Source organism: Stenotrophomonas sp. YJH_SMC_101-4, assembly GCF_059370395.1.
On record NZ_JCAFTP010000002.1, the window covers coordinates 436,482 to 455,885 of the forward strand.

The window sequence follows — 19,404 nt, forward strand, 5'->3', positions numbered from 1 at the left end:
CTGATGTGGGGCTGGTCGCTGCAGCCCGCTCAGCCAGGCACCAGGGTGATCTGCGGATGGCTGCCGAAGATCTCCATGACGATCTCGAAGTAGGTCTGTCCCTGGCCAAGCGCCAGTGCCGTCAACTGAGCGTGGATGGCCGCACCGTTGAACCTGCCGCCCTGAGCGAGTTTCGACTGCAGCCAGGCGCGCGTGGTCTCGCGGCCCAGTGCATCGCGGCTGTGGGCGATGTCACGCCACACCACCGTGGCGATGGCATGGCCTGCGAGAGCGCCGTAGCCGCCGTGAAGCAGGTCATCAAGCGCATCCAGGCTTGCGCCCAGTTGCCAGTCTTCGTCGGCCATGAACACGCGATTGATTTCCACGTAGAGGCTGGCGATGTCGTTGATGGACGCGCCTTCGATGTGCAGGATCCGTGTCATCTGCAGACTGTAGCCCTCCCGGGCTGCGGTTGTGTCCGGCGCAGATAATCCAGGGCCGCTTCGGATGGAGCTGGCATGATTATGGTGTTAAACCTGCGTGATTTTCATCGGGCGCTGGCGTGTCAGCGGTATTCGATAATGATATGGCGCCATTATCTGCCGCCTTGTTTTCTGACTGCCTGCACAGTTCCATATATTTGGATCGGTCCATATATAAAGTCCCGTAAAGTTTCCCTTCGCTGCGCCGCCATCGAACGTACGGCCACGATCAAGGGAATTGAGATGCTTGCCTTACGTAATCTCCGTGTGGGATCCCGGCTTGGCGCCGGCTTCGGTCTGCTGCTGCTGTTCATCATGGCCATCGTTGGCCTGGTGCTGTATGGGAATCAGCTGAAATCCGCCCAGTTCGAGAAAGTGGTGGACGTCAACATGGTCAAGATGCGTTTGTTGAATGACATGCTTGATACCAACAACGCGGTGCTGATGCATCGCCGCCTGATGGTGATCAAGCGGGGTGATGAGTTCGACAGGGATTACCAGCGTGCCCAGGAGTTGTCGCGGACCTATGACGGTATCTGGGCCAAGTACATCAAGATTCCGCGTGACGCCACCGGCGATACCCTGGTCGCGCGCATCGAGGCGGCACGAAAGGCCACCGATGCATCAACCCAGCAACTGCATGAGCGCATGAAGGTGGGGGATTTTGATGGGGCAGCGAAGGAGCTGCTGGCCGAGCACGGTCTGGCAACGGCCTGGAATGAATCCATCTCGGCCCTGCTGCGCCACCAGGAAACACTGACCGAACGCAGCCGCGAAGAGTACCGCGCAACCGAATCGTGGACCGGCACGCTGTCGATCGCGTTCGGGGCACTGAGCCTGCTGCTGGGCACGTTGGCGGCCTGGGCGATCACCCGCAGCCTGACCCGTCCGCTGGAAGGCGCGGTGAAGCTGGCCGACGGCATTGCCAGTGGCCGCCTGGACAGCAGCATCGACGCCACCGGCAACGACGAGGTGACCCAGCTGCTGAAGTCGATGCAGCGCATGCAGGCACAGCTGCAGTCGGTGATGGCGGCGCAGGGCGAGCTGGCACGCCAGCACGATGCCGGCAGCCTCAGCTACCGCATGGACGAGAGCGCATTCCCCGGCGACTACGGGCGCATGGTGCATGAGACCAATGCGCTGGTTGGATCGCACGTGCAGGTACAGAACCGGCTGATCGAGGTGATGAAGCACTACGCACGCGGCGATCTGTCGGTGGACATGGACCCGCTGCCCGGCGAGAAGGCGGCGATCACCCAGGCGATGGACGAAACCAAGTCCAGCCTGTCGGCGATCAACAGCGAGATCCGCCGGCTGGCGACGGCGGCCGCGGCAGGCGACTTCAGCCTGCGCGGTGATGAAGATCGCTTCGCCTACGATTTCCGCGACATGGTGGCAGGGCTCAATCGCCTGATGCAGACCACCGACGAGAACCTGGTGCAGGTCTCGACCCTGCTGCAGGCCATCTCGCGCGGCGACCTGACCGTGCGCATGCAGGGGGATTTCCACGGCGTGTTCGCGCGCATGCGTGATGACTGCAACGCCACCGTCGATCAGCTCAAGCAGATCGTGGGCCGTATCCAGGCCAGTGCTTCCAGCATCAACCTGGCAGCGGGCGAGATCGCCTCGGGCAACACCGACCTGTCGCGGCGTACCGAACAGCAGGCGGCGAACCTGGAAGAAACGGCAGCGTCGATGGAGGAACTGACCTCTACCGTGAAGCAGAACGCCGAGCATGCACGCCAGGCCAACCAGCTGGCCATCGGCGCGCATGGTGTTGCCTCGCAGGGCGGTGAAGTGGTCGGGCAGGTGGTCACCACGATGTCGGCCATCGAAGCCGCGTCGAAGAAGATCGCCGAGATCATCTCGGTCATCGATGGCATCGCCTTCCAGACCAATATCCTCGCGCTGAACGCGGCGGTCGAAGCTGCGCGTGCCGGGGAACAGGGCAGGGGCTTTGCCGTGGTGGCCAGCGAAGTGCGTACGCTGGCGCAGCGCTCGGCGGGCGCGGCCAAGGAGATCAAGGGCCTGATCGAGGATTCGGTCGGCAAGGTCGCAGACGGCTCGGCGCTGGTCCGCCAGGCCGGCACCACGATGGGCGAGATCGTGGCCTCGGTGCAGCGCGTGACCGACATCATGGCCGATATCTCTGCTGCCTCCCAGGAGCAAAGCTCGGGCATCGAACAGGTCAACCAGGCGGTGGTGCAGATGGATGAGACCACCCAGCAGAATGCCGCGCTGGTCGAAGAAGCCAGTGCCGCAGCGCGCTCGATGGAGGAGCAGGCGAACCTGCTGGCCGAAGCCGTGTCGGTGTTCCGCACGGGGGCGGTGACCGCCGCCGCCGCAGTACGCCCGGCGCTGGCAGCCGTGGCGGCATCGGTTGCGCCGGTACGCCGGCCTGCGGTGCTGTCGCCGCGGCTTGAGCCGACGCTGGCCGCCAATGCGGGTGGTTGGGAAGAGTTCTAGCAGAGGGCAATGCCGGCAGGGAGACGGCGCCCATCGCGACGGCTGGTCGCGATGGGCGCGGATTTTCTTCCTGAACGTGCGATGGCCGATGAAGTGGCGGACACGCGCATTTCACTTCCGGTTGCCAACCGCGGGAGGACACTGGTGCCATACCGGAACTCAGGAGATGGCCATGAAGACCTCGACCCGATTGCTTGTGCTGGGCACCCTGCTGGCGGCTTCGTCGGTGGCCGGCGCGCAGACCTATGGGCCGCGCGATGAGGGACGCAAGTTCAATGACGGCAGCCGCGTGGTCTGCAAGAACGTGGAAGTGCAGCGTAATTCGCGCGATCCCAACCGCATCGCCGGTACCGCCACTGGCGCCGTGATTGGTGGCCTGCTGGGCAACCAGGTGGGCGGTGGCAACGGCAAGAAGCTGGCCACCGTGGCCGGTGCCGTGGCCGGTGGTGCGGCCGGCCGCCAGATCCAGGGCAACAGCCAGCAGAAGAACGGCGACCGCGTGGTCGAACGCCGCTGCGAGCGCGTTTACCGCTGACCGATGATGCCAACAGCGTAATCCCCCTTCCGCAACGCAGTTCCTCGAACGCCGGCCCCGTGCCGGCGTTCCTCGTTGTGGGGCCCCGTATCGCCGGCCGCCGTGTCGCGCCTATACTGCGCCGACCTCCAAGGATGAATGCCCTGTGAACGAATTGCCCGTCGCAGAGTCGCACGTGCCGGTTGCCGACCGCGAGCCCGGACCCGAGGCGAGCACCCGCTTCGGTCGGCTGCGCGAGCGTACCGATGAGTTGGAACTGTTCATTTCCGGCCTGCTGGCGTTCGCACTGTTGGCGGTGCCTGGGTACCTGTTCGATGCGTGGGCGCGCAGCAGCCTGCACACGGAAGGCATGTACTTCCAGGTGCTGTGGTTTGGTTTCAGCATCAGCGTGGGCATGTGTTACGTGCTGGCGGTAGCGCTGATCGCGCACCTGACCGTGCGCGGGTACTGGATAGGCCTGATCGGGCTGAAATCGCACTTTCCCAAGGGCATCGACTGGGAACGGCTGCCGCAGATGGGCCCGGTATCGCGCGCTTTCCTCAAGGCGCGCGACGGTGGCCTGGACGGCAGCATCGAACGCGCTGATCGTTTGGCCACCATGCTCTTCTCCACCACGCTGCTGGCGGTACAGACGCTGGCCGGCACCCTGGTGATGGCCGTGCTGACGTTGTGCGTGGCGATGGCGATCAGTGCGCTTGCCGGCGGTTCCGATCGTGTGGCCATGATCGTGGTCGGTACCGTGCTGGCCAGCCTGCTTGTACTCGCACTGGTTCCTGCACTGCTGGAGCGTGTCATTGCGCGCCGGCAGCGGCGCGACCAGCCCTATGACGGCCTGCAGCGGTGGCTGCAGCGCTTCCTGGCGGGCCTGCAACGGATTCCCCTGCTGCGCCTGATGCAGACCATGCAGTTGACCCTGCAGAGCAACCTGCGCTCGCGTTCGTTCATGGCGGTCTATCTGCTGGCGGTGATGGTGGCCATGGTGCTGGGCGGGGTGCAGGTGCTGGGTTCGGTGAAGTTCTCGCTGTTCAACCGCTACCAGGTGATGACCGACGAGGCCGTCGAACACGGCATGTTGAGCGCGCATTACGAATCGATGCGTTCGGCGCACGATCAGCTGCTGCCGTACCCGATGATCCCGTCGGACACTATCAGTGGTTCACGCCTGCGTGTGTTCATTCCACACCGCCCCCAGCGCGACAACCCGCTGGCGCGCCAGCACTGCACCGCCTTGCCCGCCGCACGCAATGAAGCGACTGGCGCAAAGGCTGCCAGCGCAGCGGTGGAGTGCCTGTCCCGGTTGTGGCGGGTGCAGCTGGATGGCACGCCGGTTGACCTGCACGCCTTCATGCCGATGGAGCGCCGCGATCTCGACATGCGTGGCCTGGTGGGCTATCTGCCCATGGCGACGCTGGCACCGGGTCGCCATGACCTGAGCCTGGTCTGGAATGCCGAAGGGGGCGAACGCGGCCCGGAGCGACGCCGCGAGTACCGCATCCCGTTCTGGTACGCGCCCGACCCCTGAAAAGGGGGCGGAGGGGATCGAGCCGCATCCCCCGACCTTGCCGTTTACGACTCAATCCCCTTGGCCCCCTTTTTCGAGGAGGCGCCAGGCGGCGAGGCTGCCGTAGAGCAGCAGCAGGACGGTGAGAGTGATCAGTTCGTGGCCGACTTCAGCCAGGTGGGCGTCCATCTGGTTCAGGCGCACCATCAGGTTGATGCCCGAGGTGGTCGGCAGCAGCTGCGCCAGCCAGACCAGCGGTTGCGGCGTCATCACCGCCGGCCACGACAGGTTGGCCAGGAAAAACAGTGGGATCGAGGTGGCGATGATGTACTGGAAGGCGCGTTCGCGGGTGCGGAAGAAGCTGCCGACGAACAGGCCGAACGCCACCGTGGCGGCGATGAACAGCGTGCCGCCCAACAACTGGCCCAGTGGATTGCCGCCGCGCGGATAGTCCTGCACCCACGCGGTGAAGCCGGCGTACCAGAACAGACCGAACAGGCCGATCAGGCTGAAGCCCAATGCCATGCCCGCCAGCGTTGGCAGGTCGAAGCGCAGGCGCCGGCCCAGCGCGAGTCGGCGGCCACCGAGCAGCACGCCGATGCCCATCAACAGGGTCTGGTGGACGATCAGCTCAGCCACGCCGGGCACGATGGCGCTGCCATAGCCTTCCTGGGTGTTGTACAGCGGGCGCTGCACCAAGGTGACCGGTGGTGCCTGCGGCGCGCCCATGAAGGCGGCCTGGCCGACCACCGCGTCACGCCCGAACGCGCCCAGCGCGTCGGCCACGCTGCCCAGCACCCAGCTGGCGCGGCCCAGGTAGGCGCCGTTGCCGAGCAGTACCAGCTTGGCCGGGTGCCCACGCAGGATGTCACGCTCCAGGTTGGCCGGGATCAGCACGATGCCCTCGGCATGGCCGGCTTCCAGCTGCTGGCGCGCGCTGTCGATGTCGGCCGGTTGCCCGACCACGCGCGCGACCCGCAGCGCGTCGAGCTTGCGCAGCAGCTCGCGGCTGGTGGCGCTGTGGTCTTCATCCACCACCAGCACCGGCAGGTTGCCGGCCACCTGGTGGCGGTACGCGGCTGGGTAGAAGAACGAGTACAGGATCACCGCACCGACCATCACCACGATCGCGTAGCGGTCGCACAGCACCGCCATCAGGGTCTGCCGCAGGCTGCGCCACAGTGCGCTCATGCGTCGGCTCCCGCAGGCTGCGCGGCTTCAGGCGTACGCGCGAAGGCGATCAGGCGCAGGCCGCCAATGCCTCCCGCCACCACCGCCATCAGCAGCAATGTGGCCAACGGCCACACCGAAACCGACAGCGGCGAACCGATGAACTGCTGCTGGGTCTGCAGCTTGATGTAGGCGCTGAGTGGCAGCAGCTGGTGCCAGACACGGGTGAACAACGGGCCGTCCAGCACCGGGAAGGTGGCGCTGGAGAACGCCAGTGCGGTGCCGATGCTGAGGCCGACCGCGGACAGCGCGGTACCCATGTCGCGGGTGACGCCGACGAAGAACAACGCGTAGGCGGCCGTGGCCAGGTAGAACAGTGGCTGTGCGAGCAGCAGCACGAGCACGCTGCCGGCCACGCCGTCGCCGCGCAGCCAGGCCAGGTACCCAATGCCGAGCGCGCCATACAACGAGAACAGCAGGGTGTACGGCGCGACCTTGCCGGCAATCGCAGCCCACGGCGTGCGGCCCAGCCGGGCGGGCAGGGTGCCGTCGCGGATCTCGCGGCCAAGGCTGCCGGCCACTGCCAGCGCCAGTACCAGCGACAGCACCGCCGGGAAGATCAGTGGCAGCAGGAACAGTTCGTAGCTGCGTGCCGGGTTGTAGAGGATGTCCGACTGCACCGCGATCGGCGCCGCGCGCAGCTTGCCCGGGCCGACCTGCAGGCCGATGCGCTCGCGCAGCAGGCGTGCGTTCCACGCGGAAACCGCGTCGCCGATGTCGCGCGACGCCGACTGGCCGGTGGTCATGTAGGTGGCGTTGTAATAGGCGAACACCGTGCCCTGGCGCCCGCGCAGCGCCTGCCGGGTGACATCACGCGGCACCAGTACGATGGCGAACACATCCAGGCGGCGCAGCTGCGAACGGGCGTCTTCCATGTCCACGGGCTGGCTGGCGATGCGCACGCCCGGGCTGGCATCGAGCATGCGCAGCAGCAGGCGGCTGTCACTGCTGTGGTCGAGGTCGACCACAGCAATGGGGATATCGCGCATCACCGACGGCGTGAACATCCACGCCATCACCGCCAGCATCAGCAGGGGCAGCAGGGTCACCAGCAGCAGGTCGGCACGGTTGCCGCGCAGCGACTGCAGCTCGCGCCGCCACGAAGCGGCGAAGCCGTTGCGGTCGGGGCTCAGTGCTGGGGCCATGCGAACAGCACGCTCATGCCGGGGCGGAAGCCCTCGATGCGGCGTACCGGGCGCACCCGCACCTCGAAGCTGCGGACGTCGTAGCCGGACGACTGGCGGGTGGTACGCCAGGTCGCGTAGTCGCCGGCCGGGTTGATGAAGTAGACCTCGAACTCACCGTCCTGGCCGAGTGCCGGCACGCTGCCCTGCAGCTTGCTGCCGACTTTCAGGCCTTGCATCTGCGATTCGCGCAGGTTCATCGCCACCCACATGCGGTCGATGTCGACCAGGGTGAACACCGGGTAGCCGGCCGGCACCAGTTCGCCGGGGTCGGCCATGCGCTTGTTGATCTCGCCGGCCACCGGCGCGCGCCCTTCGACTTCGACACGCGCGGCGTTGACTTCGGCCACCGCGCCCTGTGCCTGCTGCACCTGGCCCTGCGCGGCACGCTTGTCCTGTTCGCGTGCTCCGGCCAGCGCCATGTCGTACTGCGCGCGGGCGGCACGGGCCAGTTCGCGCGAACTGGTCGCCTGGGCATGCGCTTCATCGCGCTTCTGGCGGGTCATCACCCCTTCGTTGAACAGGTTCTGCACGCGCTGGTAGGTGGCCTCGGCCAGCGTCGCACCGGCTTCGGCCCGCTTCCAGTTGGCTTCGGCGGCGCGGATGTCCTCTCTGCGCGCGCCTTCGTCAGCCTTGTCGGCCACCGCCTGTGCGGCGGCCAACGCGCCGTGCGCCTGCTGTTCCTTGGCGGCCACTTCGGGGCTGTCGAGCAGGAACAGCACCTGGCCGGGCTGTACACGGTCGCCCTCGCGCACCTTCAGTTCGGCCACGCGCGCGGTGATCTTGGCGGCCACGTTGATGGTGTCCGCATCGGCCATGCCCTGGATCTGGTCGGCCGGGCTGCGCCAGGCCAGCCACAGGCCGAGCACCACCACGATCAGCAGCACCACTATCAGGATCGGGCCCAAGCGGCGCTTGCCGGGGGGCGTTTTCGCTTCGTCGTGCAGCACATCACTCATGGTCGATCACCTCGTCCGCACGCCGCCGGAACTCTTCGAAACGGTCCATCTGTCCACTGACCTCCAGCAACTGTGCCAGCGCAATATCGTATTGGTAGGCGGCCTGCGCACGCTCGACACGGGCACCGCCCAGGCCGAGCCGCGCGTCGATTACATCAAGCGAAGTCGCCTGGCCTTCGCGGAACGCCAGCTCCTGCAGGCGCAGGTTTTCCTGTGCCTGGGCGATGCTGCTGTCGAGCAGTACGAACTGCTGCCGCGCGGTTTCCAGTTCGTTCCAGGCCTTGCGCACGCCCAGTGCGACCTGGTTTTCGGCCTCGCGCAGGCCGGCTTCGGCCTGCTCCTGCTGCGCACGTGCGGCACTGATCTGCGCCGGCCGCGAGTTCGGCGACAGGAAGGTGTACTTCAGGCCGATGCCGAACGCCCAGTCCGGATCGGTCAGCATTTCGTCGCGGCGGCGGAAGTCGTACTGGCCGAAGGCGAAGATCTGCGGTTTCAGCTTGGCCTGCTGCACGCGCACGCCCTGTTCGGCCTGCGCCACCATCGCCCGCAGGCGTGCGATCTGCGGCTGGCGCGCCTGCGCGGTGCGCTCGAAGCTGGCCACCGGCTCCAGCGGTACGCGCTGCACGAACAACGGCGATACGGGCTGTACTTCGCCACCACTGCGCAGCAGCGTGGCCAGCGCAGCCTTCAACGTGGCCAGATCGTTCACCGTCTTCTGGTACTCACGCTCGGCCTTGTCGCGGGCCACGGTGGCCTGCAGGCGCTGCGCACGGGTGGCGAAGCCCTCGCGCTCCAGCTTCTCCGCATCCGACAGGTGGCGGTTGAGGCCATCACGCACATCGCGGCGCACGTCCACCGCCTGCTCGGCCAGACGCTGGCCGAAATAGGCCTGGGCCAGCTGCACGGTCAGCGACTGGCGCTGTGCTTCGCGCTCGGCGCTGGCCTGTTCGTGGGCGGCGCTGGCGGCCCGTTGCGCGGCCGGAATCACGCCGCCGGTGTACAGCGGCAGCACAGCCGTCACCACCGGTCGCGTTCTCCAGTCGCGCTCGGTGAACGACAGCGGCGAATCGATGCCGAAGGCTTCAGCCACGGGGGCCAGCGAGCCCAGTGGCAGGGTGAGGGTCTTCTGGAACTGCAGGCGGCGCACTTCGCCGGTGATCTCCGGCAGGCGCAGCAGGCGGGTGGCGTCCTGCAGGTCCTGCTTGTTGCGCACCGCTGCATCAGCGGCCGCCAGTGCATCGGAGACCTGCTCCAGGCGTTGCCGCGCCTGTTCCCAGTCCAAGGCAGGTGCGTCGGTGTTGTTCTGCGCGGACGCAGCGAACGGCAGGCAGGTCGCCAGCGCCAGCGCCAGCGCGGCCTTCGCGCGGTGCATCCTTGTACGTCGGCCGATCACGCCCATGCCGTCCCAGTGGTAAAGAAGTGCGCAAACGGTAGTGCGCGCGGCGTGAAGCCCGGGTCTGCGGTCATCGGATTGTCCTCAACGAAGGGTGCCGCTGGCCGCAGTGCGCAGCGCCTGGGTGATGTGCTGCAGCGTGCTTGAACGCACGGCGGCATGCTGCCAGTACAGCGGCACATCGAGCCAGCGGCGGGGTTCCAGTACCACCACGCGGCCGGCGCGCACGGCGGGTGCGACCAGCGTTTCCGGGGCCATGCCCCAGCCGAGTCCGCACGCGGCGGCTTCGACGAAACCGGTGGAGGAGGGCAGGTAGTGTAGCGGTGGCTGCAGCCGCGCGCGGGTCAGGCTTCGCACGAAGCGCCATTGCAGTTCATCCTTGCGGTTGAACACCAACATGGGGGCGTGCGCCAGGGCCGCGGCCTGCATGCCGTTACTGAAGTATTGGCGGGCGAAGCCGGGCGAGGCGATGGCGTGGTAGCGCATCGCGCCGAGCGGGTGTACGTTGCAGCCCTTCACCGGCTGGCCTTCGGCGGTCACTGCACCCAGCACACTGCCGTCGCGCAGCAGCTGCAGGGTGTGGTCCTGATCGTCCATGCGCAGGTCGAACAGGTAGCCATGGCGTTGGTGCAGGTCGGCGATGGCCGGCACGAACCAGGTATCGAGCGAGTCGTCGTTGACCGCCAAGGGGATCGGCGTACGTGCGGCGTCGCTGCCGCGTTCGGGCAGCAGTTCGGCCACTGCCTCGGCCTCCAGCGCCTGCATCGGCCGTACCCGGCGCAGCAGTGCCTCGCCGGCGGCGGTGGGCCGGCACGGTGCCTGGCGCACCACCAGCACCTGGCCAAGCCGGTCCTCCAGGGCCTTGATCCGCTGCGACAGTGCCGACGGACTGATCGACAGCCGGCGCGCCGCAGCCTCGAAGCTGCCTTCTTCCAGCACTGCGGCAAATGCGGACAGTTGCGGATGTACCAGGTCCACCAGTACCTCTTCAGTATTTCTGCACAGGATAAAGAAAAATCAGTTTGTCTTAACGTGTCCGGTGGCCGCACCCTGCGCGTCCCCCCGCTGCCTGGCCTGTCCTGATGTGGATCGCCGCTACCGCCGCCGGCCTGTTCGCAGGTGCCGGCCTGATCATCGCCATCGGCGCGCAGAACGCCTTCGTGCTGCGCCAGGGCCTGCAGCAGCGTCATGTGGGGAGGGTGGTGCTGGCCTGCGCCGGTGCGGACATCGCGCTGATACTGGCCGGTGTCGGCGGCATGGGGGCGCTGGTGCTGCAGTGGCCGCTGCTGCTGCAGGTGCTGCGTTTCGGTGGTGCGGCCTTCCTGCTCTGGTATGGCCTGCAGGCAGGCCTGCGCGCGTGGCGCGGTGGCAGTGCGCTGGCCGCCGCCGAGGCGCAGGGCGGCAGTGGGCGCCAGGTGCTGCTGACCTGCCTGGCCTTCACCCTGCTCAACCCGCACGTCTATCTGGATACGGTGGTACTGCTGGGCAGTCTGTCCACGCGCTACCCGGGCGATCTGCGCTGGGCCTTTGCCGCCGGTGCGTGCGTCGCCAGCGTGGCCTGGTTCTGTTCTCTTGGTTATGGCGCGCGCCTGTTGCAGCCGGTGTTCCGCAGACCGGGCGCCTGGCGGATGCTGGACGCCGGCGTGGCGGTTTTCATGTTCTGCCTGGCCACGCTGCTGCTGTTGCGTCCTTTATCGCCATGAGTGCGTGACGCACGCCGGTGTTGCGTATGTGTTCCACCGATACGGTTCACGTGGCCGGATACAGCGCGGATAATGCGCGCCTGGTCGCGACCCCGCCGCGCATGCCGTTGTTCGGCAGCCCCCCGGTCGCCTGTGTTCTCGTTGTACGACCGCCACGGCGCGGCATCGGTGTTGCATGAAAGACAATCTACAGCTGCTCCTGTCCCACCTGGGGCGCACCTCCCTGTTCGGCCTGATGATGGCGCTTCCGCCTGCGTTGGCCTGGCTCGACATCCATTGGCTGGGCAATGCCGTCGGCGAGTGGTCGCTGGTCGAACTGACCCAGGAAGGCTTCCTGGTCGCCAGCGTGGCTGCCTTCGTCCGGCTTGCGTTGCGGCGTGCCGATGATCGGGCCTTTGCCGTGCTGGCGGCAGCGGTGTTCGCCTGCATGCTCCTGCGTGAGATGGATGAGGCGCTGGACCTGATCGCACACGGCTTCTGGAAGTATCCGGTGGGTGTGCTGATCATCGGCTCACTGGCCTGGGCCAGCCGCGACTGGCGCCGGGCCATGCAGGCGCTGGTGCGTTTTCTCGTATCCCGGCCGGGTACCGTGATGACGATTGGTCTGGTCCTGCTGCTGTTCTATTCGCGCCTGATCGGCATGACGTCGTTGTGGACCGGACTGTTGGGTGATCAGTACATCCGTGTGTTCAAGAACACCATCGAGGAGACCACCGAGCTTCTTGGTTACACCTTCATTCTCGCAGCCAGCGTCGGCTATGTGGCACATCGGGTGCGCGAGCCGCTGACGGCGCGCAAGCGCACCGTGCATGAGGACGCCGGGATGCAGCAACGGCCACTCTAGGCGCCATCCACCGCGCATAACGGCGTCTCGCCGGGGCGCAGGGTCAGTACGCGCACGCCGCTGCGGGTGACTGCCACGGTGTGTTCGAACTGCGCCGACAGCTTGCCGTCGCGCGTGTAGACCGGCCATGCGTCCGGCTGCTGGCGGATGGCCGGCTTGCCCTGATTGAGCATCGGCTCGATGGTGAACACCATGCCTTCTTCCAGCACCATGCCGGTGTGGGGATGGCCGTAGTGCAGGATCTGCGGTTCCTCGTGCATTTCCTGGCCGATGCCATGGCCGCAGTATTCCTTCACTACGCTGTAGCCGTGGCTGCGCGCGTGGCGGGCGATGGCGTGGCCGATGTCGCCCAGGCGTGCGCCGGGGCGCACCGCGGCGATGCCTTTCCACATCGCCTGGTAGGTGGTCTGCACCAGCCGGCGCGCGGCGTAGTCGACCTCACCGACCAGGTAGGTGGTGCTGGAGTCGGCGATGTAGCCGTTCTTCTCCAGGGTGATGTCGAGGTTGACGATCTGACCGTTGTGCAGCACGTCGGTGGTGCTGGGCACGCCGTGGCAGATGACGTTGTCGATCGAGGCATTGAGCACGTACGGGAAGCCGTACTGGCCCTTGCTGGCCGGCCGCGCCTGCAGCTCATCGACGATCATGCGTTCGACGAAATCGTTGATCTCCATCGTGCTGCGGCCCTGCAGCGGCAGCTGGTCGAGTGCGGCGAACACCTGCGCCAGCAGGCGACCCGATTCGGCCATCAGCGCGATCTCGTCGGGGCGCTTGATGATGCCCATCGGCTCAGACCTGGCCCGGGGGCAGCAACGGTGGCTGCACGCCGGCCGCGCGCAGCTCGCTGGCGACGATGTCCTGGAAACTCAGCGTAGGGTTCAGCTCGCACAGCATGCCGACCCGGATCCAGAAGTTGGCCTGGGCGTTGATCGAACGGCTGGAGACGGTGCAGGCACGGCGCAGCTGGTCGTGCAGGGTGTCATCGATGTTGACGATGCCCATGGGCGGTCCTGGAGGTTTCAATATACGAAGCGTATATGTTTCGTATATTCATCTCAACCCGGCGTCGTTCAGTCCACGCGTGTGGCGAAGCGCAACCGGTTGTCGTCCGGGTCGCGCAGCAGCATTTCGCGGCTGCCCCATTCGGTGTCATGCGGGGGCTGCTCGATCGGCACGTTGGCCGCGCTGAAGGCGCGGTGCAGGTTGTCGACGTCGTCGACGATGAAATACACCGCGCCGCCGACCTCGCAGTCGCCGCTGTGTTCGGTGAGGAAGATCGTCTGGCCGTCGCGGGTGAGCTGGGCGAACAGCGGGAAGCCGGGTTCGAAGCGATGTTCCCAGTCGACCACGAAACCCAGCCCCTGCACGTAGAACGGCAGGGTGGTGTCGGCATGGCGCATGCGCAGTTGCGGGATGACGGTCTGGGGCATGGCGAGGGCTCCGAGGTGGGAACCCAGTGTAGAGCCGAGCCATGCTCGGCTGCTGTTCGCGGTGCCCGCAGTCGAGCATGGCTTGACTCTACAGAAGGCGCCAGCCGAGCGTGGGCTCGGCTCTACCCGGCTCTGGTAGTTGCCAACCTTGGTTGGCATTGCCGGACAGTGGTCAGCAGGCCGTCGGCACGGCGGCCATTGCCGCCAGCAGTTCGCGGTTCACCTGCTGGTGCCGGGCCTGCCAGGCAGGAAGATCATCGGCGCTGACGTCCGGCTGGCCATCCAGCGACGACAGCCAGCGCTTGAAGCGGCTCTGGTAGTTGGCCAACGACACTTCGCCGGTGATGTCACTGCCGACCAGGCCGCCGGCGCGCAGTGCTTCGATCACCACCAGCGCGTGTTCCAGCTGGAAGCGGCCCTGGTCCCAGTTGCTGCGGGCCACGTCTCCGGCGAACACGTCCTTGTCGATCGACAGATAGGTCGGCTGCGGCGACTTGGCCTGCTCGGCGGCGAACGTGGCGACCAGGGCCTCGGGATGCTCGAAACGGCGGAAGGCATGGCCCATGCCGAGGCGATGGCCCCAGCCGACATCCACGTCCATGCACCAGTAGGTGAGGCGACCGCCCATCAGCGGACGCCAGTGGTTCTCCCAGGCATGGCCGAGGCCGATGTCGCTGGAGGTGATGCCGAGCACGTGGATGTGCGAGATCTGCGGCAGCTTGCTGGCGGCGTTGACCCACGACCCGCAATGCATGCCGAACGGGAATCGCATGTTGTCCGGATGGTTGTCCAGCACCACCAGCTGGAACGGCGCCTGCGCGCGCATGCGGCGCAGCAGCGGCAGGCTGAGGTGATGGAAGTCACCACTGCCGAGCATCACTGTGCCGAGCAGGGCCGGCAGCGGCGCAAGCACCTCGGTGCTGAAGCGATCCAGGGTGCCGTTGCTGCAGGCGAATCGCAGCGTGTCGTGCCACTGCGGCAGGGACAGGGTCTGCGCTTGGGGCAGTGGCAGCACGCCACCGTCCAGGTCCAGGATCAGCGGGGAACGCACCAGCATCGCTCAGCCGCCTCCATCAGGTTCGCCCTGCAGGTACGGGGCCAGCCGGCGCAGGGCGGTACGCAGCAGCGGGGAACGGGCATGGATCGCGTGCCGGGTGGAGGTGAAGCGCGCCCCCAGCTCGGCCTTGATCCGCGAGTCGGTCCAGCCGGCCACGTAGTGGCTCAGGCCGTGCTGCAGGGCGTACTCGAGGTTGTGCATCCAGCTGACCGCGTACAGGTTGTGCTCGCGCGACTGCGGGTAAGCCAGGCCGATGTACTTGTCCACCAGCTTGCCGGCATGCACGTAGCACAGGTTCCAGCCGATCAGCTGGCCCTGGTGGCGGTACAGGAACATCCGTCCCTGGCCCTGGCTGTCGGCCAGCAGATGCTGGAAGTAGGGCAGGCCGAGCTGGTCGAAGTGCACCGCGCTCTGCGCATACACACCCAGGTACAGCGCATGCAGTTCGGCCTGCAGCCGTGGGTCGGCCAGGGCCGGATCACCGGTGGCGATACAGTCGATCTGCAGGTCATCACGCGAGCGCAGCTTGCGCCGGATGTTCTTGCGGCGCGAGGACGACAGGCGGCCGAGATAGCCGTCGAGCGAATCGAAATCGATCGCCACCCAGGCCAGCGGCATGCCTTCAAGTTCAACGAAGCCGCGCGCCAGCAATGCCTGCAGGAAGGCAGCACTGTGCGCGTTGGCCGCATCGTCCAGCAGTGGTGAATCGATCGCCAGGTCCTTGACCACCAGCAGCCGGGTATCGCCGATCGCGTGACGCGTCACGTCCTCGGCCAGCGCCTCCGGCGCGACGTGTGCCGGCAGCGGGGTGTACTCGGTGCTGGTGGCGCCAACGAAGCGGGTCTGCCAGGTGATCCACGGCCGCCATAGGCGCGACAGCGGGAGGCCGAGCAGCCTGCCGCGCAGTTCGTCGTCCATCGTCGTGGTCAGGTCCAGCGGTGCACGGAAGGACGGCAGGCCGCTGGGAAGGCGGCCTGCCTCGAATCCGAGCGGCGGGTGGGCCAGGAAGCCCTCCAGCAGCGCGGCCGGTTCCAGCGCGGTGCTGGATGCGCGTGACGTCATCTCCATCGGCACGGGAACCGGCAGCGCATCGACCTCAGCCCTTGGCCTTGGTCAGCGCCTGGTCGAGCAGGGTGATCGCCAGGTCGATTTCTTCGTAGCTGATGTCCAGAGACGGCGCAAAGGTGATCACGTTCTTGTACCAGCCACCCACGTCGAGCACGAGGCCCATGCGCTTGCCGTCGTGCAGCAGGTCACCGGCCAGGCCGATGTCGACCATGCGGTCCAGCAGTTCCTTGTTCGGGGTGTAGCCGTCGGCCTGGCAGATTTCCGCGCGCAGGGCCAGGCCCAGGCCGTCGACGTCGCCGATTTCCGGGTGGCGCTTCTGCAGGCCACGCAGGCCGTCGAGGAAGTACGCGCCCTTCTCCGGCACGGTGCGCTCGTAGTCCATTTCCTTGCCCAGCTTCAGCACTTCCAGGCCCAGGCGGGTGCCCAGCGGGTTGGAGTTGAAGGTGGAATGGGTGGAGCCCGGCGGGAACACGGTCGGGTTGATCAGCTCTTCGCGAGCCCACAGGCCCGACAGCGGGTTCAGGCCGTTGGTCAGCGCCTTGCCGAACACCAGCACGTCCGGGGTGACACCGAAGTGCTCGATCGACCACAGCTTGCCGGTGCGCCAGAAGCCCATCTGGATTTCATCGACGACCATCAGGATGCCGTACTTGTCCAGCACGCGCTTGAGCCCGGTGAAGAAATTGCGCGGCGGAATGACGTAGCCGCCGGTGCCCTGGATCGGCTCGACGTAGAACGCGGCGTATTCGGCCTGGCCGACCTTGGGATCCCACACGCCGTTGTACTCGCTTTCGAACAGGCGCTCGAACTGCCATACGCAGTGGTCGGAGTACTCATCCGGGGTCATGCCCTTCGGGCGACGGAAGGGGTACGGGAACGGGATGAACATCGCGCGCTCGCCGAAGTGGCCGTAGCGGCGACGGTAGCGGTAGCTGGAGGTGATCGACGACGCGCCCAGGGTGCGGCCGTGGTAGCCGCCCTCGAAGGCGAACATCAGGCTCTTGCCGCCACGCGCGTTGCGCACGATCTTCAGCGAGTCTTCAATGGCCTGCGCGCCGCCGACGTTGAAGTGCACGCGGCCGTCGAGGCCGAACTTCTCGTGCATGTCCACGGCAATGGTCTTGGCCAGCTGCACGCGGGTCGGGTGCAGGTACTGGCTGGCGACCTGCGGCAGGGTGTCGATCTGGTCCTTCAGCGCGTCGTTCAGGCGCTTGTTGCTGTAGCCGAAGTTGCAGGCCGAGTACCACATCTGCAGGTCGAGGTAGGGCACGCCCGCACCGTCGAACATGTAGCTGCCTTCGCCGCGCTGGAAGATCTTCGGCGGGTCGACGTAGTGGACGGTGTCGCCGAAGGAGCTGTAGCGGGCTTCGTCGGCCAGCAGCTGCGCGTCGGAGGCAGCGGCGTCGGCGTTCTTGTCAAAAATGTTCATGCAGTTCGGTTCCGTGAAGGACGTTCGAAAGAGGTGGCGGGGGCATGCTCAGGCGGTGGCCAGCAGCAGGGGCAGTGCGGTGGGCTGCGGGCTGGCGTCGATGCGGCGTGGCTGCAGCAGGCTGCCATCGAGCAGGCGCGGCAACAGCGCGATTGCATCGTGGAAGGTAGCGATGGCGGCATGCCCGATGCCGGCATTGGCGCAATGGGTGATCAGGCGGCGCTTGGCGAACACGAAGTCGGCATCTTCGGATACGCAGAAATCCGAGCTGCCGTCACCGATCATCAGCACGCGCGGTGCTTCGTTGGCGCGCGCCTGCGCGGCGCAGGTGCATTTGCAGGTGCCACTGCGGCAGCCTTCGGCCTGGTAGGGCGATTCCAGTTCCCAGTGGTCCCCGCACCAGCGCAGGTGGTTGGCCACCACCGGCAGTCGCGACAGGCCATGGTTGGCGAGGATGCGGTGGATCGCATAATCCAGGCCGTCGCTGACGATGCGCAGCGGCACGCCCAGCTGCTCGGCGCGGGCGACGAAGGCGACGAAGCCCGGATCGATCTGCACCTGGTCCAGGTGCGCATCGAGCGTGGCCGGGTCCAGCTTCAGCAGCCGCACCTGGCCCTGCATGCATTCACGCGAGCCGATCTTTCCAGCCTTCCATTGGTCTTCCAGTTCCTGCCAGCCCGGCTGGCCGTACTTTTCCAGCAGCGAGTCGATGACATCTTCGAGGCTGATGGTGCCATCGAAGTCACACAGGATGCTCCAGTGCATGGGCAGGTCCGTCGATGAAAGAAACGCCCGGCCCGATGCCGGGGCAGAATCAATGTAGGCAGGCCGCCTTTCTCGTTCCTTTCCTGTTGAAAGGCTTCATTGACGGGCTGGGAAAGCGTTCAGGAAGGTGCATGGATGAATGCGTGAGGTGCAGTCCATCCGTGGGTCTTGAAGTCACGCGCGGGCCAGCACCTGCAGTATTTCGGCCGTCTCTTCACGGGTCTGCCAGGCACTGTTGCCAAGGGTAAGCATGCGTGCGGCGAAGTCGCGTGCGTTGGGCATGTCGTCCTGCGGCACGATGCCGCGCAGGTACGCGTAGTCGGGCAGGGCATGGATGAACATGCGGCTGGCGCCGAGCCCGCGTGGCCACAGGTCTTTCAATACGGCATCGCGGGCGCGCTGGCTGGGCAGCAGCAGCATCAGCATCGGCCAGGTGCCACCGCTACCGGCAAGGCCGTCGACCACCTCAACGGCTGGCAGCTGTGCCAGCTGCACGCGCAGCTGCAATGCACGCAGGCGCCCTGCCTGCAGGAAGGCCGGCAGGCGCCGCGCGGCATGGGCACCGATGTTCTGCCGCCACTGGCTGACCCGGTGCTGCGGAATCTGCAGCGGGAAAATGTCACCGACCGCTTCTTCCAGGTCGCCACGCTGCAACGCACTGCGCAGCGGATTGCCGTACACCAACGACAGCAGCGATGGCCGATAGCAGGCGGCCAGGCCAAGCAGCTGCAGACTGCGCAGCAGTTCCCAGCGCAGGCTGGAACGCACGTGTTCGGCGGCATGTCCGGCCAGCGCGGCACGCAGCTCGTCATCGCGGCTGACCAGCAGGCCGCCTTCGTGCAGGCTCAGGCCCTTGCCGGCGGCCAGGCTGAAGAATCCGATATCGCCACGCAGGCCGACACTGCTGCTGCCGACCCGTGCACCGAGCGCCTGCGCGGCATCCTCGATCACCCAGGCGCCAGCGCCGCGCGCAACCTCGCAGGCCAGCTCGACATCGGCGATGCGCCCGCCCAGGTGGGTGGGCAGGATTGCCAGCGTGCGTGCGTCGGCCAGGCGCTTGAGCTGGCCGGGGTCGAAGTCGAAATGGCCGTGGCGGGTATCGCACAGCTGCACGCGCAGGCCCAGGCTGTGCACCGCGATCGGCACCAGCGGGCAGGTATAGGCCGGCAGGATCACGGTGTCGCGCTTGGGCGCACGCTTGCGCAGCGTACGCAGCGCGATCAGCAGCGCGTGTGTGCCGGAACAGGTCAACTGCAGCGGCGGTGTGCCGAGCTGGCTGGCCAGGATCGCGCGCAGGTCGCCACCACCGGGCAGGAAATCGCTGGCCTGCATCGGCAGGCCAGCCGTCGGTGGCAGTTCGCGCGCGAACAGGCTCATCG

Annotated in this window: 18 protein-coding genes and 1 pseudogene; 5 read left to right on the forward strand and 14 right to left on the reverse strand. The window is 66.7% G+C overall.

Annotated features, from left to right (window positions below):
* Positions 1 to 29: 29 nt before the first annotated feature.
* Positions 30 to 422 (reverse strand): barstar family protein, encoded by a 393-nt coding sequence (locus tag AC5P8D_RS08220; protein WP_049451902.1) that lies wholly within the window; start codon positions 420 to 422, stop codon positions 30 to 32.
* A 282-nt stretch (positions 423 to 704) separates the two neighbouring features.
* Here AC5P8D_RS08220 and AC5P8D_RS08225 point away from each other — a divergent pair, with 282 nt between their 5' ends.
* The 3 genes from AC5P8D_RS08225 (at position 705) to AC5P8D_RS08235 (ending at position 4,984) form a co-directional block, all read left to right on the forward strand.
* The gene (locus AC5P8D_RS08225; protein WP_029379860.1) at positions 705 to 2,927 is read left to right on the forward strand and encodes a methyl-accepting chemotaxis protein; all 2,223 of its coding nucleotides are present in this window, start codon (positions 705 to 707) and stop codon (positions 2,925 to 2,927) included.
* A 166-nt stretch (positions 2,928 to 3,093) separates the two neighbouring features.
* Positions 3,094 to 3,462 carry a glycine zipper 2TM domain-containing protein gene (locus AC5P8D_RS08230; RefSeq protein WP_005415760.1) on the forward strand — a complete coding sequence of 123 codons (369 nt, stop codon included), beginning with the start codon at positions 3,094 to 3,096 and terminating at the stop codon, positions 3,460 to 3,462.
* Between the two features lie 145 nt (positions 3,463 to 3,607).
* On the forward strand, positions 3,608 to 4,984 hold the full coding sequence (locus tag AC5P8D_RS08235; RefSeq protein WP_329765903.1) for a hypothetical protein: 1,377 nt from the start codon (positions 3,608 to 3,610) through the stop codon (positions 4,982 to 4,984).
* A gap of 44 nt (positions 4,985 to 5,028) precedes the next feature.
* On the opposite strand, the pseudogene AC5P8D_RS08240 reads toward AC5P8D_RS08235, so the two are convergent.
* The 5 genes and pseudogenes from AC5P8D_RS08240 to AC5P8D_RS08260 form a co-directional block, all read right to left on the reverse strand.
* Positions 5,029 to 6,154: pseudogene (locus AC5P8D_RS08240) on the reverse strand (ABC transporter permease).
* Positions 6,151 to 7,338, reverse strand: coding sequence for an ABC transporter permease (locus AC5P8D_RS08245; protein ID WP_495203231.1), 1,188 nt, complete (start codon positions 7,336 to 7,338; stop codon positions 6,151 to 6,153). Before AC5P8D_RS08245 ends, AC5P8D_RS08240 begins: the two are co-directional and overlap by 4 nt.
* Entirely contained in the window at positions 7,323 to 8,336 is a 1,014-nt protein-coding gene (locus AC5P8D_RS08250; protein WP_495203232.1) for an HlyD family secretion protein, read from the reverse strand. Before AC5P8D_RS08250 ends, AC5P8D_RS08245 begins: the two co-directional genes overlap by 16 nt.
* Complete coding sequence (locus tag AC5P8D_RS08255; RefSeq protein ID WP_241873788.1) at positions 8,329 to 9,735, reverse strand: TolC family protein; 1,407 nt, start codon at positions 9,733 to 9,735, stop codon at positions 8,329 to 8,331. The genes AC5P8D_RS08250 and AC5P8D_RS08255 overlap by 8 nt, the downstream gene beginning before the upstream one ends.
* Before the next feature lie 78 nt (positions 9,736 to 9,813).
* Positions 9,814 to 10,707 carry a LysR family transcriptional regulator ArgP gene (locus AC5P8D_RS08260; RefSeq protein WP_329921653.1) on the reverse strand — a complete coding sequence of 298 codons (894 nt, stop codon included), beginning with the start codon at positions 10,705 to 10,707 and terminating at the stop codon, positions 9,814 to 9,816.
* Positions 10,708 to 10,811: 104 nt separating this feature from the next.
* Between AC5P8D_RS08260 and AC5P8D_RS08265 the strand changes: the two genes are divergently transcribed.
* Positions 10,812 to 11,432 (forward strand): LysE/ArgO family amino acid transporter, encoded by a 621-nt coding sequence (locus AC5P8D_RS08265; RefSeq protein ID WP_019337575.1) that lies wholly within the window; start codon positions 10,812 to 10,814, stop codon positions 11,430 to 11,432.
* 175 nt (positions 11,433 to 11,607) lie between these two features.
* Positions 11,608 to 12,276, forward strand: coding sequence for a hypothetical protein (locus tag AC5P8D_RS08270; protein ID WP_197576684.1), 669 nt, complete (start codon positions 11,608 to 11,610; stop codon positions 12,274 to 12,276).
* Here the strand turns inward: AC5P8D_RS08270 and map are convergent.
* The 8 genes from map to AC5P8D_RS08310 all read right to left on the reverse strand — a co-directional run bounded on the left by map (position 12,273) and on the right by AC5P8D_RS08310 (position 19,402).
* Complete coding sequence (map, locus tag AC5P8D_RS08275; RefSeq protein WP_329921871.1) at positions 12,273 to 13,055, reverse strand: type I methionyl aminopeptidase; 783 nt, start codon at positions 13,053 to 13,055, stop codon at positions 12,273 to 12,275. The genes AC5P8D_RS08270 and map overlap by 4 nt on opposite strands.
* A gap of 10 nt (positions 13,056 to 13,065) precedes the next feature.
* Positions 13,066 to 13,278, reverse strand: a complete 213-nt coding sequence (locus AC5P8D_RS08280) for a ParD-like family protein (RefSeq protein ID WP_005412680.1) — start codon at positions 13,276 to 13,278, stop codon at positions 13,066 to 13,068.
* Positions 13,279 to 13,346: 68 nt separating this feature from the next.
* Positions 13,347 to 13,706 (reverse strand): bleomycin resistance protein, encoded by a 360-nt coding sequence (locus tag AC5P8D_RS08285; protein WP_329921655.1) that lies wholly within the window; start codon positions 13,704 to 13,706, stop codon positions 13,347 to 13,349.
* Positions 13,707 to 13,878: 172 nt separating this feature from the next.
* Positions 13,879 to 14,763, reverse strand: coding sequence for an arginase family protein (locus AC5P8D_RS08290; RefSeq protein ID WP_010483195.1), 885 nt, complete (start codon positions 14,761 to 14,763; stop codon positions 13,879 to 13,881).
* 3 nt (positions 14,764 to 14,766) lie between these two features.
* The gene (locus AC5P8D_RS08295; protein ID WP_322547822.1) at positions 14,767 to 15,831 is read right to left on the reverse strand and encodes a GNAT family N-acetyltransferase; all 1,065 of its coding nucleotides are present in this window, start codon (positions 15,829 to 15,831) and stop codon (positions 14,767 to 14,769) included.
* Between the two features lie 28 nt (positions 15,832 to 15,859).
* Positions 15,860 to 17,260, reverse strand: coding sequence for an aspartate aminotransferase family protein (locus tag AC5P8D_RS08300; protein ID WP_005408663.1), 1,401 nt, complete (start codon positions 17,258 to 17,260; stop codon positions 15,860 to 15,862).
* A gap of 48 nt (positions 17,261 to 17,308) precedes the next feature.
* On the reverse strand, positions 17,309 to 18,025 hold the full coding sequence (locus AC5P8D_RS08305) for an MtnX-like HAD-IB family phosphatase (RefSeq protein ID WP_049455638.1): 717 nt from the start codon (positions 18,023 to 18,025) through the stop codon (positions 17,309 to 17,311).
* Between the two features lie 174 nt (positions 18,026 to 18,199).
* Positions 18,200 to 19,402, reverse strand: coding sequence for a DegT/DnrJ/EryC1/StrS family aminotransferase (locus AC5P8D_RS08310; protein WP_414614609.1), 1,203 nt, complete (start codon positions 19,400 to 19,402; stop codon positions 18,200 to 18,202).
* Between the last annotated feature and the right edge of the window lie 2 nt (positions 19,403 to 19,404).

Excerpts from the sequence above, each read along its gene's own strand:
- AC5P8D_RS08300 (WP_005408663.1), bottom strand. The coding sequence starts at position 17,260 with ATGAACATTTTTGACAAGAACGCCGACGCCGCTGCCTCCGACGCGCAG.
- AC5P8D_RS08310 (WP_414614609.1), bottom strand. The coding sequence starts at position 19,402 with ATGAGCCTGTTCGCGCGCGAACTGCCACCGACGGCTGGCCTGCCGATG.
- AC5P8D_RS08270 (WP_197576684.1), top strand. The coding sequence starts at position 11,608 with ATGAAAGACAATCTACAGCTGCTCCTGTCCCACCTGGGGCGCACCTCC.
- AC5P8D_RS08225 (WP_029379860.1), top strand. The coding sequence starts at position 705 with ATGCTTGCCTTACGTAATCTCCGTGTGGGATCCCGGCTTGGCGCCGGC.
- AC5P8D_RS08295 (WP_322547822.1), bottom strand. The coding sequence starts at position 15,831 with ATGGAGATGACGTCACGCGCATCCAGCACCGCGCTGGAACCGGCCGCG.
- AC5P8D_RS08285 (WP_329921655.1), bottom strand. The coding sequence starts at position 13,706 with ATGCCCCAGACCGTCATCCCGCAACTGCGCATGCGCCATGCCGACACC.
- AC5P8D_RS08255 (WP_241873788.1), bottom strand. The coding sequence starts at position 9,735 with ATGGGCGTGATCGGCCGACGTACAAGGATGCACCGCGCGAAGGCCGCG.
- AC5P8D_RS08280 (WP_005412680.1), bottom strand. The coding sequence starts at position 13,278 with ATGGGCATCGTCAACATCGATGACACCCTGCACGACCAGCTGCGCCGT.
- AC5P8D_RS08265 (WP_019337575.1), top strand. The coding sequence starts at position 10,812 with ATGTGGATCGCCGCTACCGCCGCCGGCCTGTTCGCAGGTGCCGGCCTG.
- AC5P8D_RS08230 (WP_005415760.1), top strand. The coding sequence starts at position 3,094 with ATGGCCATGAAGACCTCGACCCGATTGCTTGTGCTGGGCACCCTGCTG.
- AC5P8D_RS08250 (WP_495203232.1), bottom strand. The coding sequence starts at position 8,336 with ATGAGTGATGTGCTGCACGACGAAGCGAAAACGCCCCCCGGCAAGCGC.
- AC5P8D_RS08305 (WP_049455638.1), bottom strand. The coding sequence starts at position 18,025 with ATGCACTGGAGCATCCTGTGTGACTTCGATGGCACCATCAGCCTCGAA.
- AC5P8D_RS08290 (WP_010483195.1), bottom strand. The coding sequence starts at position 14,763 with ATGCTGGTGCGTTCCCCGCTGATCCTGGACCTGGACGGTGGCGTGCTG.
- AC5P8D_RS08245 (WP_495203231.1), bottom strand. The coding sequence starts at position 7,338 with ATGGCCCCAGCACTGAGCCCCGACCGCAACGGCTTCGCCGCTTCGTGG.
- AC5P8D_RS08220 (WP_049451902.1), bottom strand. The coding sequence starts at position 422 with ATGACACGGATCCTGCACATCGAAGGCGCGTCCATCAACGACATCGCC.